The sequence below is a fragment of the Chitinophaga sp. W2I13 genome (genome assembly GCF_050434005.1).
Classification (GTDB): Bacteria; Bacteroidota; Bacteroidia; order Chitinophagales; family Chitinophagaceae; genus Chitinophaga.
Genome location: NZ_JBNPWD010000001.1, coordinates 6,982,543 through 6,996,101, shown reverse-complemented (window position 1 = coordinate 6,996,101; position 13,559 = coordinate 6,982,543). Strand labels below are relative to the sequence as shown.

The window sequence follows — 13,559 nt, the reverse complement described above, 5'->3', positions numbered from 1 at the left end:
TAAACCGGCGGCGCCTTATTATCTTCGCAGCTGACATGGCATCTTACATCGTTACTTTGCAACTTGAACGGAACGCCGCCGCATTCTTTAACCAGATGCGCCGGCAGTATTATCCTGCTCATGCCAACGAGGTGCACGCACATCTTACTTTATTTTACCGCCTGCCGGCGGATGAACCACAAATCATTACTTCCCTTGCGGCGATGGTTGCGCGGCCGTCTTTTTTATTGCAGGTAAGTGAACTGAAACGGTATACCAACGGTATTGCCTATACGCTCATGTCCACAGAACTACAGGCATTGCATGAAGCCCTGCAAATGCAATGGGAACCCTGGCTGATTCCGCGCGACCGGCAGCCATTACGGCCGCATATCACTATCATGAACCAGGTAACGGCTTTTAAAGCGCAGCAGGCGCATGAACAATTGGCGGCCAGCTTCCGGCCCTTTGAAGTAACCGCTACGGGCATGCAGGTGTGGCGGTATTTAAAAGGCCCCTGGAAACTGGCAGGGGAATATTCTTTCCTCACATAAAAAAGCCTTCCCGAATTACCGGAAAGGCTTTCTTACTTCATTCATCGTCTTATCGTTGTTAAATAATTCTATTCACGTGTTTGATCTTAACAACCACCTCGTAGGTTCCTTCCTGGAAAATCTGGAACTGGAACCGGGGGTTCACGTTATAGATTTTTTCGTTGGTAGGTGCATACCCTGGATCCACGGTTACAAACTGGCTTGGGATACGATAATAGATCAGGTATCCGTACACACTTTGTAATAAGGGAAACGGCGTGGTTTCAAAGTTGCAGACCATGCTCGTATCTGTTTTCTCCAGCGGATGAAACTGTGCATAGGTCTGGAAATCACTACGGTCGCCCCTGCGGATGATCTCTCCCTTGGCCGGGTTAAAGTAGCGGCCGTTCTGGTCAGCGATCTTCAGGATAATATTGGTGCCTTCATCGGAGATCTTCCGGATGGTAACGGTGGGCACGCCCAGGTCGCCACTGGTAGTGGTACCGTCTTTAAACCAGGCAGCGCCGCCGTCGCCCACATGATAAGGCGGCTCGTCTATCAGCGTGAAGGTGGCAATGTTTTTATACTGTTTGCTGCCGTTCTGATTGGAGGCCTCTATATCAAATTCGTAGGTGCCCAGTGGTACTTTGATGGAAGTGCCGTAAAAAGTAAAGGCGCCGGTATGCTCGTTGAATTCAAAGCAGGGGGTGTTTACTTTTTGTCTTTTTTTATTCAGCAATTCTACCGTGGTATCTTTTTCCGGATCAAATTTCCCGATCCACTCATAGCGCTCATAATTAGTGAACACGGAGTCGGCATGGGTGTGTTTCACCGCATCGCGGATATCCAGGAGCTTGTACACTACCGGTGCGCTGGAACCATCGTTGCTCACGGGGTTGGTGGATTGTACCTGGCCGCGTTTTATTTTAATCGGATTATCGATGTAGCGTATCTGGTTGCTGAGAAAACCGTTTTCCACTTTTGAGCAACCGTACATAGCTGCCGAAACAGCCATCACCAGGGCGCCGAATATTTTTATATTTCTTTTCATGATCATTGCGTAAGGGTGAAAACTCAGTTAAACGTATCCGCGAAATAGGTAAATGTGTGTTTGTTATTCAACACATGCAGTATTCCGTTCGTAGTAAGTATACCGGTAGTCTGACAGCGTGCTTGCAGGTATTGCTCTGGTATGGTATTAGCCAGGTCGGCATCTGTTACGGGAACAGGATGGCCGGGTTTTGCAATCAGCTTGGTCAGGTAGAGGTATACCGGGTATTGCGTGAATACGCTTCCGTCGGTATAATCCCCGCTGGGAATGCCCTGTACCAGACGCAGTTCCCCGTCGTTTGCCCTGTACAGCTTTCCTGTTTTGGTAGCTTTGTCTAAAGGAATCAGGTCTTTGAAAAGATAAGCCCGTAAAGAATCTCTCATTGCTCCAAAATCCAGGGAGTCGAAAGTAAAGATATAGTTAGGATCTGTTCTCTGCGTGCGTTCCATTTCCTGCCGTAAATCCAGGTAGTTGGTGATATCATAGTCAGTGATGGCAAAGAAGGTTCCGGTAGCATTTACTTCTTCCTTCAAACCTGTTTTATCGATCATCAACACAACGGTATCAAAAAGCGGATTTGTTTTCAGGTAATCATAAGTAGTCATGTTTACATGCGGATCATGCAAACTGCCGCCGATCGTGTAATCCTTCTTACAGGAAAATAAAACCAGGGCCATCAAAGCGATGAAAGAGATATATATTTTATGTTTCATACAGCTGATTTTAATGGGTTAGAGTTTACCTCTCCAGTAAGGAGTTTGTGTAAGGGTGAAATCGTCTTTAAACATTGTTGGATCAATGGGCCATAACCAGCCGCCGTTTTCAAACTGATCGCCTGGGAAATGCTCATTGTAGGTAGTCAGTTTTTTATTACGCACCAGGTCGTAATAAGCGTGGCCTTCGTAGAAGAGTTCCCGGAGGCGTTCTTCGAGGATGGTAGTGGCGAGGTCTTCACCAGCGCCGGCATAATCGTCCAGTCCTGCACGTTCGCGTACCCTGTTAAGCAGGGGCAGTGCATCGCCATCCTTACCCAGTTTACTCAGCGCCTCAGCCCTCAGCAGCAGGATATCCGCCAGCCGGAAGATGGTGAGGTTGTTGGTCATGCGGGGATCTTTTTTGGTAGAACCATCCGCATAAGCAATATTGGAAAACTTGATGATCTGTCCCTGGTTCCCGCCAAGTCCGTAGAAGAAGTCTTTGAAACGGATATCTTTATCGGCATCATAAATTGACAGGTAGTTTTCATTCACCGGCCATTCGATATATCCTTTTCCGTCGATAAACGGCATCATCAGCGTAACGCCTGCACCGCCATTGGTGGCCAGGGAAATTCCTTCTGACTGTCCGTCGTTGATATTGATCTCAAAAATACCTTCCTGTGTTTTACCGATAAATACTTTCATGTAATTGGCAGAATCGATCAGCGCATAACCACCGTTGGTGATTACTTCATTCGCTGCTGCTTCACAGCCGGCGTAATCGCCTTTCCATGCCAGGATATGTGCCTGCAGGGCAAATGCAGCGCCTTTATTGGCTCTTACCGCCCGTTCAGATTCATCTTCATAACCAAAATCCAGGTTTTGTTTAGCCACTTCCAGGTCGGCCAGGCATTGTTTCCAAACGCTGTCGGCCGGGCTTCTCGGGATATTCTTCGCGGTAGACACATCCAGGTCAGGTTCCAGTTTCAACGGCACATCTCCCCAGATCCTGCTCATATAGAAGTAGGTAAAGGCGCGGAGGAAGTAAGCTTCGCCGATCACGTGCCGTTTGTTATTGATATCTGTGAATTTGCTGTCGTCGATACCCGGTACTTTATTGATGATCAGGTTTACCTGTTGGAGCAGCTGGTAGTACTGCTGCCAGTTCCAGTTATTACCACCCACGTTCAGGCCAACAAACTGACCATTCGAAATATTGTAGTTGCCGTTATCCCGGCCGCCGTCGATACTCAGTTCGCCGGATACAATGTCCCCGTATTTATGCCAGGAATTATCACGGATCAGGATATTACGCAGGATGGCATAAGCTCCGGCGAGCGATGTTTTGGCATCTGTTTCCGTAGAAAAATAAGCGCTGGTAAAAGTGGAGTTATGCGGTTCCAGGTCCAGTATTTTGGAGCAGGACGACACCAGGGAAGCTGCAGAAATAACAGCAGCTGCATAAGCGATATATAAGCGTTGTTTTTTCATGATTTTCTTTTTTATGGTTAAAGGCTAAGATCCAGTCCCAGGGTGAACTTTCTGGGAATGGGATAACCACTGCCGCTATATACTCCAAAGGCATCCACCTGCTCAGGGTCAGGGATATTTTTAGATTGTTTGAAGATATAAAGGTTGTCGGCCAGCGCATAGATCCTTAAACGTCTGAAGTGAATTTTATCCAGTACTTCCTGCTTGAAAGAGTAGGAGAGGGATACGTTTTTCACACGGAAGTAGGCGCCGCTTTCGATCCAGGCAGAACTTACCATGGCGTATTTGTAGTGGGTACCGTTTACGGAACTGAGACTTGGATAGTCCGCCTTATCGCCCGGATTTCTCCAGTAGTTGATGTTGCTCAGGTCGGGCATGGAATGGGTGGACAGGGAGTGATAGGGATCGGGATCGCCATCATCCGTAGGTACCAGCTGGGAAAGCTTTCCGGCGAGGTAGTCGTTGAATACTTTACGGCCCGCCGTGAAAGTACAGAACACATACAGCGTGAAATTCTTGTAGCTGAAGGTATTACCAAAACCGCCGGTTACTTTAGGGTTGGGGTTACCAGCCGGGATGTAATCGGTGTTATCGAGGATACCGTCGCCGTTGGAGTCCTGCCAGATCGGGTCGCCACCTCTGAATGGATAACCGTAGAAACTGAGCGGTAATCCGCTGGCTTTATTTACCGGTACATCTGCATCGGTAAAGTAGATGCCTGTTTTGTTAAATACATTGTAAGAGTTCAGTGGTTGTCCCTGGCGGAGCAGGTATTTATCGAGATAAATATCACGGCCGCCGTTCGGCAGGGAGGTAATCAGGTTGTCGTTATGCGCGAGGTTTAACAACGCCTGCCACTGGAATTTTGAAGATGGCTTCAGGATATTGGCAATGAACTGTACTTCCACACCGGTGTTGCGTATGCCGATGGCGTTGGCAGTGAGGATGGAGTAACCGGTGGTTACAGGTACATTCAGGTTAAATATACCGCCGTTGGTATTTTTAATGTAAGCATCTGCAACAACATTAAACCTGCCGTTATATAAGGTTACATCCAAACCCAGGTTACTTTGTGTACTCTTTTCCCAGCTCAGGTTATTGTTGGTAAGACCTTTGTCGAAGTCGAGCGACACGGCCGGAATACCGTTATAGGCAAAGCCATAGTTGTTTCCTGTAGCAGGATTGGTACTGCCGGGGAAATCACCTGCACCGATACGGTAAGTATTATAAGAGAGGTAGTTGTCGCCACCATCCGGTTGACGGCCGGCAACGCCGTAACTGGCGCGTAATTTCAACAGGCTTAGCCAGCTGCTGGCAGATTTTAGTGCCGGTTCGTCGCTGATTACCCAGCCACCAGATACGGAAGGGAAATAACCCCAGCGGTTATTTTTACCAAAACGGGAGGAGGCATCTGCGGTGATTACTGCAGATAACAGGTAGCGTTCTTTATAGCCGTAGTTGGCTCTGAAGAAAAGCGACTGGATACCGCTCTGTAACAGATCGGAGCGGGTATCGGCCAGGTTTTTATTGAGCACGGTAACGGTACGGATCTGGTCATTCGGTATACCGATCGCACTGGACTGTGTAGCCCGGTATTCCCAGTACTCTGTATTCTGACCCGCCAGGAAGTTGAACGAGTGATTGGTATTCAGCGTGGTGGTGTACTGGAGCGTATTGCTCATTAAGTAGTTGTTCGATTTATCAACAAAGCTGGTGGCCTTACCGGTTCCGTCTCTTCTTACAGCACCGGGGGTATAAGAGTCCATCCGGCTGTTGGTTTGTGTAAAGGAGATCACCGTGGTGAAGTTAAATTTGCTGGAGATCTTCCATTCGATGATCGGGCTGATAGACAGGTTATCATTACTGTTCTGATCTGTGCCGCTGGTGGTATTACCGAAAATGAAGTCTTTGTTGGCATTGCTCATATACAGCAGGGAGGTAGGCAATGCGTTGGATGCATAGTACCCGCCGTTGAAAGGACCGTAGCCGCCGGAGAGATCATTGATGGATCTTGGGCGGTCTATTTTCGAGTAACGGATCTGTGTATTGATCTGTACATTGGGAGAGAGGTTCAAGCCGGTGCTGCTGCTGAAGCTGTAACGCTTTAAGCCTGATTTCCGGATGATACCATCTTCGCTGTAGTAGTTGAGGCCGTAGCGGTAGTTGATCAGGTTATTACCACCGGAAATGGAAAGGTCGTAGTTGTCGACCCGGCCGGTTTGATACATACCACCCTGGTAATCGTTGGCGTTATTGAAGGCCGGATTCAGGCTGTCGGTCAGCACCTGCGGGATATTTCTCAGGGTGCCCCAGTCGCCGTAATGGTTGATCAGGTCCATTTTAGCCCGGCGTTCTTCCGCGCCTATCAGCACTTTATCCAGTTGGGGCATTTCAGTGAAACCATGATAGGTAGCGAAATCAATTTTGGGTTTACCGGAGATCCCTCTTTTTGTTTTGATGATGATGACACCGCCTGCGCCTCTTGATCCGTAGATCGCGGCAGCAGAGGCATCTTTCAGGATATCGATGCTTTGAATATCGTTGATGGAAATACCAGCCATTACGTCGGTGTTGGTACCGGAGCCGTAATTGATGGCGGCAATGTCTTCCGTGGTTTGCGGTACACCGTCGATAACGTAAAGGGGCCCGCTCAATGCGCGGGCCAAACTGGCTTTCCCGGAATTGCTGGTAAAGTCGCTGTTGATGTTGCGGCTTACGGCGGTGTTACCACGCATTACCACGTTGCTCCTTACGCCGGGTTCACCGGAATAGTTCTGCACATCCAGGCCGGGTGCGCGTCCCTGCAGCAAGGCGTCGAAAGTAGGGGTGGGCACATCCAGTAATGTTTTTGGATTAATGGAAGTAACGGCGGCGGTAACTGTTTTACGGGAGGTTTCCTGGTACCCGATAACTACCACATCTTTCAACATTTTTTTGTCTACCGGTAAAGTTACGTTTAGATGCGCATTAGCTTCCTTTACTATTACCGAGTAAGGAAGATAGCCCATCATGCTGAAGGTAAGCGTACTGCCAGGATTCATTTTGAGTGTGTAGCCACCATCCGTGTTGGTGATAGCGCCTGCTTTGCTGTCTGAAATGCTTACAGATACGCCCGGCAACGGGTTGCCGTCTGAACCATCCTTTACTGTGCCTGATACGGTGATCTGTGTGGAGGCAGATTTTACCTGTGCGGTACCTCTCAGGCATAGGAAGGTGAGGCAGAACGTTAATAACATAACAGCGCCGTTACGGCTGTTTTGTGTAAAATTAACAGTCATGTAAATTGATTTGAAACTGATGAATGATACTGGAATGCTGATTACCCAGTTGTTATTATGATATTGGTTGACGTATTATACCCGGAATAAATGATGTAAAACGTATTCTCTGTTGTTGACTAATTTTGATTTGACAAATACCATCGTCGCTTCCGATGACAAAATTTTGGTCTGATAAACTCCTTTTTTTGTTACTAATTTGAATTTTGGTCTGATAAATTCTTATATTGCTAAATCGATTTTCTGATTAAATCACAGGTCTCAGAATGTGAGGATGAAATTAGTATGAACAGGAAAAATAACTTGTTAATGAAATTTAAAAGATTGTAAACAATCTTAAAAAGAAGCAGGTCTGGCCGCGGTCTGTATCTCCCTACAGGTAAACAAAAACAGTGAATTTCTTCTTCCCGTGTCCGGGGTATAGATATATAATTTAAAAATATTATATTTAGGGTTGTAATAAACTATCTAACCCGAAATTATACCTATGAAACAACGCTACTTATTTGTCGGCATCCTGCTGACCATTTTCAGTATCCATAGCTTCGCCCAGGAGGCAGTCAACCCGGGAAGCAGGGCCAAGGCCGCCGCCGTATTTACCAAAATCCTCAACGACGCCGCTGCCGTATATCCGCCGGAGTTATCTTATCTCACGGAGGCGGGTGCGAAAATCGAGTCTTCTTTCCGCGTGAGCGAAGATGGTATCCTGTCGGTAACTTTCCGTTACCCGGTGGAAACCAGTTATAGCCTTTACCGCCTTAGTGCGCCGGTGAGCTCCATTAAAGGTGTGTTTTATGATTATTATATCGGGCTGGAATTTGACGGCCCGGTTGTACACATAGCGGAGAGCGACAAGGGCAGCCGTGAGCTGAAGGAAAACAATACGCTGGCGCTTTTTCACATCGCCAAACCCGGCGACGGGCCACCCGGCGAAAAGCTGAAAGTCAGGATAGAACAGGCGTTACAGGCGTTCCGAGAGAATTACAAGTAAACGGTTCCTCAGAAAGTTAGGCGCACAAAAAAACGATGCCGGCCGGCATCGTTTTTTTGTGCGCCTGTTTATATTTAAATAAACGGGGACGCATGAAAATGTTATCGCCGGGTTGATTTAATTCAACTCCGGGAATTGTTTGCTCACATAACCGATGAAAGTCCATATTTCCAGTACCTCTTCAAGGGCTACGGTTACGGTTTCATACTGCGGGTTCAGTGAATGCAGTGATAACGTACCGTTTTGCTTAATGTGATTGCCTACCACTTTAAATACAATTTCTTCTTCGCCTCCTTTCAGCACGAGGATGCAGGCGGTATTATCTTTTAAATGGGACCAGTCCTGCAGGTATTGCGCAATAACATGGCTGCCATCAGGAATGGGTTCCATGGAGTCGCCGCTGATGGGAAACATGCGGATGGTTTTACCCCTGGGCAAACCGGGCAGGGTAAATTTGGGCAGTGCCGAAATAAACGCCGGGTCGCTGAAGCCGCTGCGGTAGCCTGCCCGGGCGCGTGCAGGAACAAACTCCATGTTTTCCTCATTGCTGTTGTCGACCGTAATCGGCAGGATACGTATATGCCTGCCTGTTAGGTCCACCTTTTTCCCGGCTTCCAGTTCCAGGAGTTGTTCTTCCGGGAGCTGCGACAGGTCGGTTTTCACCATGAGGTCCAGGTCTATTTTAAAATAGCCGGAGATCAGCGCCAGGTCGTCCATCCGGGGATTGCGTGTTTTCCCGCTTTCCTGTGCGGTGATCTTGTTCCGGTTCAGTCCAAGTAAATCAGATAGGTGCTGTTGGGAAATCTTCTTTCGTGTCCGTAATAATTTGAGATTAGCGGCCCAGAAAAGGGGCTGTTTGTCCATGTATTATATATTTACGATAACTTATATTTATAATTGACAAGGACAAATGTAGGGCTTTTTACTCATTCTGTTTATTCAGCAAACTGTTTAATTGCTGGTAGAGTGCTTCCCCGGTGAGGTCTTTATTGAAGATCATGCCGGTAGAATCTATGAGGAAGTTCTGTGGGATGGCTTTCACGCCATATACCCTGGCAGCGTGGTTTTTATCTATTTTAGGATCGGCGAGGTTGGTCCACACCATGCTGTCTTCTTTAATGGCTTCGAGCAAATATTTCCGGTCGGCCGGCGGATCGAGTGCCACGCTGATAATGGTAAAGTTTTTATCCTTGAACTGTTTATAGACTTCCTGGATCTTGCGGTGTTCGCGTCTGCAGGGTTCGCACCAGGAGGCCCAGAAATCCAGGAATACGGTTTTGCCTTTAAAGTCGGAGAGCTTTACCATTTTCCCATTCATGTCGGGTACTTCAAAGTCGGGTGCATCTGATCCTACTGTGAGGCTCCTGGCCCGGGCAATTTCTGCTGCAAAGGCTTTTCCTTCGGTGGTATTGCGTATTTCTTCGGAGAGTTTAAGGAAGATAGGTTCTATCAGGTCGGGGTTTACATCCAGGCCCGCCAGTTCTTCCAGTGCCATGAGGCTATAGAAGGAGTTGGGATTTTCTGCAATGTATTTATGTTGAAGCAGTTTTTGTGCTTCGTAGGACACGCGGTACTGCAGGGCCATTTGCTGCTGGAATCCTTTGTCGTCTTTTTTACTGGCAGGCGCCCTGTTATATTCCTTTGAAAGCTGCCGGATGGATTTCAGAACAGATTTCATGGATTTATTAAAGTTGGCAGCTTCCTCGTTGATGGGGGAAGAGATGCGCGCTTTGCTTACATGTTCCCTGATCAACACTTTGGTGGTTCCTTTTTCCAGGAAAAAGATCCTGGTGTCCGCGTCCGGTGGAAGCTGCATGAAATCGATGCCGCCACCTTTGGTATCGAGGATGAGCATGGCACGAACGGGACCTTCCACGGAACCTTCAAAACGGAATTCACCATTTTGTACCACTGCCGAGTCAACTACCAGCACATCATTCACTACTTTGTTCAGGTACACTTTTGCGGGGCCGTTCTGTTTGGTAAGTTTGCCGTTCAGGACATATTTTGCGGGTTGGGCATTTATGAATGCGGGCAAACACAGCGCTATAAGTGTTATTTTTTTCATAAGATATGCTATCAGGAGCCTAAACTATCAACAAAATTTATTCATTTGCAATACAGGACTTTTGTTAATCCTGAATAACATACAATACAGAGTTATGGCAAATCAAAGTAAGTCGCCGCACATACTGAATACCTCTACCAACCTGCTGGGCTTTTGCCTGATCGTATTAACTTCCATTAAAGTGGCTCATTTCAATCATGCCACCATTATAGATGACTGCACCGGGATAGCGGCCATCCTGCTGATGGCGAGTTGCCTGTTGTCTTTTTTATCGTTGAAAAGCAACGAAGGGAGGACCAGTGAGCGGTTGGAACAGGTAGCTGATTATACCTTCCTGGTGGCATTAATATGCATAAGTATCACAATTGTTTTTGTATCTTTTAATCTGCTGAGCTAGTTGACGTTGCCGGAATGCCCGTCGATAGCCCTTTTTAGCAGGTTTGCTTACGGTTTTCATTGTAATATCTCCCTAGTACCATGACGATTCGCATATATGAAGAAACCAGGAAGGTCTGGAATATACTGGCTGAGCGCAATGATCCGCCGGATCTGGCGCTGGAGATGGAAGTCCATAAGAAAGTGCTTAGTTTTTTCCAGGTGGGAGCGTGCTACTACTTTATATTTAATGCGGTAAGGGGAGAACTCGACTTCATGCATCCGGGTGTATACGACGTGCTGGGTTATAACGCGGATGAATGTACGATTACCGAGATGATGTCACGTATTCACCCGGAAGATGTGGCCAGTTTCCTGGAGTTTGAGCAGGCGGCGGTGGATTTCTTTTCCCGGCTGCCACCCGAAAAAGTATTGAAGTATAAAGTCCGTTACGATCTGCGCGTGCGGAAAGCCAGCGGCGAATATGTGCGGTTGCTGCAGCAGTCCACCTGCATACAGCACGATGAAACCGGCGCCGTATTACGCAGTTTATGCGTGCATACGGATATTACCCACCTGAAACCCGCCGGTCACCCGGTGTTATCTTTTGTAGGGCTGGAGGGAGAACCATCTTTTACCAATGTGGAAATCCGGAAAACGCTCACACCCAGCCGGGAAGTGTTGACCAAAAGGGAAAAAGAGATCCTTCGTTTGGTGCTGGCCAGTATGCCCAGCCGGGAGATTGCTATCCATCTAAATATCAGTAAGCTTACGGTGGACAAGCACCGTAAAAACATGCTGAAGAAAACGGGAATCAAATCGGCTGCTGAACTGGTGGTAAAGGCGGTGAAGGAGGGGTGGGTTTAATGCAGCGGATTTTGTCTTTCTGCCTGATTACGCTGATTATAATGATTTTTATCCTTTGACTAAGGAAGGATGGAGGTAAGATCCGGAGAGACAGGGCAACGTGACTGATAGATATATGCAGATATATTATCATTTAAAATGGATAATTGTTTATATTGATCTTTTTTTATAACATTGTTATGTCAACCAAAAGTTATCACGATAACAACCAGAACAACAAGGAGAACCGCTGATTCTCGTTTTTTTTGTCCACTAAGCAAAAACGTTTTAGCATACACATGAAGATGGCTGAGATTAGTGAATGGCAGGTGCAGATAGCGCGTTATGATGATGAACAGGCATTTGCCCGTTTGTTCCGTCATCTGTACGACCGTTTATTGCATTTCTGTATCCGGTATGTGCATGTAAAGGAAGCGGCGGAGGAAATAGTGTCTGATGTTTTTGTTAAACTCTGGAACCGCCGTAAGGAAATAGAGCAGGTATCTAACCTGGAAGTATATCTTTTTGTGGCCGTAAAAAATCATTCGCTCAATTACCTGGAGCAGTATTCCCACCTGCGCATTGTACCGCTTTCCGGTTCCGATACGGCCGATCTGCGTAACAGCATCGACCTGGAACGCGACCTGGAATGGAAGGAGATGCGTTTTAAAATGGACCAGATCGTGTCCTCGCTGCCGGCCCAATGCCGTCGCATTTTCCAGCTGATCAAAGAAGACGGCTTCAAATACAAGGAGGTTGCTGAAATCCTCAATATCTCTCCCCGCACGGTGGAAACGCAGCTTTTCCGCGCCATGCGCCGCCTGAACGAAGGGCTGGGCGCCATCGGCAAAACGAAGGAAATGCTGCCACCGCTGATCATGCTGCTCGCTATGTCTGCCCTGCTCGCCTTCGGCGAGGGAAATTGTCTTGGAGCAGGATTACACTGATTATACTGATTTTCTGGATTTTTTTTCTTTGGATTTTATTAATGATTAGGGGAGATATAAGCGGATAGCTTCGATTATATCTCACCCACTAATTCTGTTAAAATCAAAAAAATCCAAAGAAACAAAATCCAGAAAATCAGTATAATCAGTGTAATCCTGAGTAAGACAACCTCCGCGGAAAATATTTTTTCCGCGCTTGTAAGTAGTTTTCCCTCCGCCACCTGTCCTTATACCTGAACACGATTCCATTTTATGATAAACGAAGAACATTTCGTCTTACTGGTTACCCGTAAACTGGCGGGAGCTGCAACGCCTGCGGAACTGGCGGAGCTGGATGCCCTGCTGGAACAGTACCCGGTATTGAAAGAAAAATATCATCACCTCCACCACTATTTTGAAGATCCGCGGCACCTGTCGGCCGAAAACACGGAACAGGCCCTGCAGCGAACGATGTCTAAAATAAAACAACAAACGACTAACATCCATCCGATGGAGCCTAAGAGATCCGGGAGATGGAAATGGGTAGCTGCTGTTGCTGCCACCATATTGTTACCGGTCGGCGTCCTCTGGTTTTTTAACGCTACACGTAAGATACCGGATGCCGGACGGGAACAATGGGTGAAACGCAGCAACGGCAAGGCTACCCGGTCGTTTATTGAACTGGCCGACGGCAGTAAGATCTGGCTGAATGCAGAAAGCGTGATCACTTACCCGGAAAAATTCCGCGGCGACAACCGCGAGATCTTCCTGGAAGGAGAGGCCTTTTTTGATGTAGCCACCAACGCCAAACGTCCTTTTATTGTACACCTGAAAAAAGGGACTATTAAAGTACTGGGTACCTCTTTTAATATCCGGGCCTATGAAAATGAACCGGTGCAAACCGCCGTGGTAACAGGAAAAGTAGCCTTCATTCCACGCTATGAAGGAACCAAAAAGATTAGTGATACCATCCTGGTAACACCTGATGTAAAGGTAACCTATACCGCCAGCAGCGGCACCCTGATCAAAGGCAATACCATCGGGTCGGAAGATAAAGCCTGGACAGAAGGACGGCTTATTTTCAGAAATGCCACCCTGGAAGAAATCGGCGCCAGCCTGCAACGCAATTTCAACAAGCGGGTAGAGTTTGAAGCCAACGCACCAAAACAGTACCGGTTAACCGGGGCTTTCCATAATAACTCCCTGGAAGATATTATGTACTACCTCAGTAAATCGAAAGCGTTCCACTACCGTATCACCGATTCAACATTAGTTATAGGAGAATAATCACATCAAGCCAACACCAATATTTATTCATTTTTA

At 47.2% G+C, this 13,559-nt stretch carries 12 protein-coding genes; 6 read left to right on the top strand and 6 right to left on the bottom strand.

Translation table 11 applies throughout. The features are described from left to right. The first annotated feature begins 35 nt into the window (after nucleotides 1-35). Nucleotides 36-533, top strand: a complete 498-nt coding sequence (locus tag QFZ48_RS28700) for a 2'-5' RNA ligase family protein (protein ID WP_429064886.1) — start codon at nucleotides 36-38, stop codon at nucleotides 531-533. Nucleotides 534-591: 58 nt separating this feature from the next. Here the strand turns inward: QFZ48_RS28700 and QFZ48_RS28695 are convergent, their stop codons facing one another. Genes QFZ48_RS28695 through QFZ48_RS28680 form a run of 4 tightly spaced genes read right to left on the bottom strand, consistent with a single transcriptional unit; the run spans nucleotide 592 to nucleotide 7,030 of the window. Beyond that, complete coding sequence (locus QFZ48_RS28695; RefSeq protein WP_370910162.1) at nucleotides 592-1,563, bottom strand: DUF5007 domain-containing protein; 972 nt, start codon at nucleotides 1,561-1,563, stop codon at nucleotides 592-594. A gap of 23 nt (nucleotides 1,564-1,586) precedes the next feature. Further along, complete coding sequence (locus tag QFZ48_RS28690) at nucleotides 1,587-2,276, bottom strand: hypothetical protein (protein WP_429064884.1); 690 nt, start codon at nucleotides 2,274-2,276, stop codon at nucleotides 1,587-1,589. Between the two features lie 18 nt (nucleotides 2,277-2,294). Continuing rightward, a complete protein-coding gene (locus QFZ48_RS28685; protein ID WP_429047443.1) occupies nucleotides 2,295-3,752 on the bottom strand; it encodes a RagB/SusD family nutrient uptake outer membrane protein in 1,458 nt (485 codons plus the stop codon). Between the two features lie 17 nt (nucleotides 3,753-3,769). Further along, nucleotides 3,770-7,030: a SusC/RagA family TonB-linked outer membrane protein gene (locus QFZ48_RS28680; protein WP_429047445.1), complete on the bottom strand. Its 3,261-nt coding sequence runs from the start codon at nucleotides 7,028-7,030 to the stop codon at nucleotides 3,770-3,772. A 487-nt stretch (nucleotides 7,031-7,517) separates the two neighbouring features. Between QFZ48_RS28680 and QFZ48_RS28675 the strand changes: the two genes are divergently transcribed. Beyond that, the gene (locus tag QFZ48_RS28675) at nucleotides 7,518-8,021 is read left to right on the top strand and encodes a hypothetical protein (protein ID WP_429047447.1); all 504 of its coding nucleotides are present in this window, start codon (nucleotides 7,518-7,520) and stop codon (nucleotides 8,019-8,021) included. Between the two features lie 117 nt (nucleotides 8,022-8,138). On the opposite strand, the gene QFZ48_RS28670 is transcribed toward QFZ48_RS28675, so the two are convergent. Both QFZ48_RS28670 and QFZ48_RS28665 read right to left on the bottom strand, forming a co-directional pair. Next, the gene (locus tag QFZ48_RS28670) at nucleotides 8,139-8,885 is read right to left on the bottom strand and encodes an XRE family transcriptional regulator (protein ID WP_370910167.1); all 747 of its coding nucleotides are present in this window, start codon (nucleotides 8,883-8,885) and stop codon (nucleotides 8,139-8,141) included. 58 nt (nucleotides 8,886-8,943) lie between these two features. Then, nucleotides 8,944-10,089 carry a redoxin domain-containing protein gene (locus QFZ48_RS28665; RefSeq protein ID WP_429047449.1) on the bottom strand — a complete coding sequence of 382 codons (1,146 nt, stop codon included), beginning with the start codon at nucleotides 10,087-10,089 and terminating at the stop codon, nucleotides 8,944-8,946. 94 nt (nucleotides 10,090-10,183) lie between these two features. Here QFZ48_RS28665 and QFZ48_RS28660 point away from each other — a divergent pair, with 94 nt between their 5' ends. The 4 genes from QFZ48_RS28660 to QFZ48_RS28645 all read left to right on the top strand — a co-directional run bounded on the left by QFZ48_RS28660 (nucleotide 10,184) and on the right by QFZ48_RS28645 (nucleotide 13,523). Continuing rightward, nucleotides 10,184-10,486: a hypothetical protein gene (locus tag QFZ48_RS28660; protein ID WP_370910169.1), complete on the top strand. Its 303-nt coding sequence runs from the start codon at nucleotides 10,184-10,186 to the stop codon at nucleotides 10,484-10,486. An 80-nt stretch (nucleotides 10,487-10,566) separates the two neighbouring features. Continuing rightward, a complete protein-coding gene (locus QFZ48_RS28655) occupies nucleotides 10,567-11,331 on the top strand; it encodes a LuxR C-terminal-related transcriptional regulator (protein WP_429064882.1) in 765 nt (254 codons plus the stop codon). A gap of 278 nt (nucleotides 11,332-11,609) precedes the next feature. Next, nucleotides 11,610-12,257, top strand: a complete 648-nt coding sequence (locus QFZ48_RS28650) for an RNA polymerase sigma-70 factor (RefSeq protein WP_429064880.1) — start codon at nucleotides 11,610-11,612, stop codon at nucleotides 12,255-12,257. Nucleotides 12,258-12,509: 252 nt separating this feature from the next. After that, the gene (locus QFZ48_RS28645) at nucleotides 12,510-13,523 is read left to right on the top strand and encodes a FecR family protein (RefSeq protein WP_429047454.1); all 1,014 of its coding nucleotides are present in this window, start codon (nucleotides 12,510-12,512) and stop codon (nucleotides 13,521-13,523) included. Nucleotides 13,524-13,559 lie beyond the last annotated feature (36 nt).

Excerpts from the sequence above, each read along its gene's own strand:
- QFZ48_RS28700 (WP_429064886.1), top strand. The coding sequence starts at position 36 with ATGGCATCTTACATCGTTACTTTGCAACTTGAACGGAACGCCGCCGCA.
- QFZ48_RS28695 (WP_370910162.1), bottom strand. The coding sequence starts at position 1,563 with ATGAAAAGAAATATAAAAATATTCGGCGCCCTGGTGATGGCTGTTTCG.
- QFZ48_RS28690 (WP_429064884.1), bottom strand. The coding sequence starts at position 2,276 with ATGAAACATAAAATATATATCTCTTTCATCGCTTTGATGGCCCTGGTT.
- QFZ48_RS28685 (WP_429047443.1), bottom strand. The coding sequence starts at position 3,752 with ATGAAAAAACAACGCTTATATATCGCTTATGCAGCTGCTGTTATTTCT.
- QFZ48_RS28680 (WP_429047445.1), bottom strand. The coding sequence starts at position 7,030 with ATGACTGTTAATTTTACACAAAACAGCCGTAACGGCGCTGTTATGTTA.
- QFZ48_RS28675 (WP_429047447.1), top strand. The coding sequence starts at position 7,518 with ATGAAACAACGCTACTTATTTGTCGGCATCCTGCTGACCATTTTCAGT.
- QFZ48_RS28670 (WP_370910167.1), bottom strand. The coding sequence starts at position 8,885 with ATGGACAAACAGCCCCTTTTCTGGGCCGCTAATCTCAAATTATTACGG.
- QFZ48_RS28665 (WP_429047449.1), bottom strand. The coding sequence starts at position 10,089 with ATGAAAAAAATAACACTTATAGCGCTGTGTTTGCCCGCATTCATAAAT.
- QFZ48_RS28660 (WP_370910169.1), top strand. The coding sequence starts at position 10,184 with ATGGCAAATCAAAGTAAGTCGCCGCACATACTGAATACCTCTACCAAC.
- QFZ48_RS28655 (WP_429064882.1), top strand. The coding sequence starts at position 10,567 with ATGACGATTCGCATATATGAAGAAACCAGGAAGGTCTGGAATATACTG.
- QFZ48_RS28650 (WP_429064880.1), top strand. The coding sequence starts at position 11,610 with ATGAAGATGGCTGAGATTAGTGAATGGCAGGTGCAGATAGCGCGTTAT.
- QFZ48_RS28645 (WP_429047454.1), top strand. The coding sequence starts at position 12,510 with ATGATAAACGAAGAACATTTCGTCTTACTGGTTACCCGTAAACTGGCG.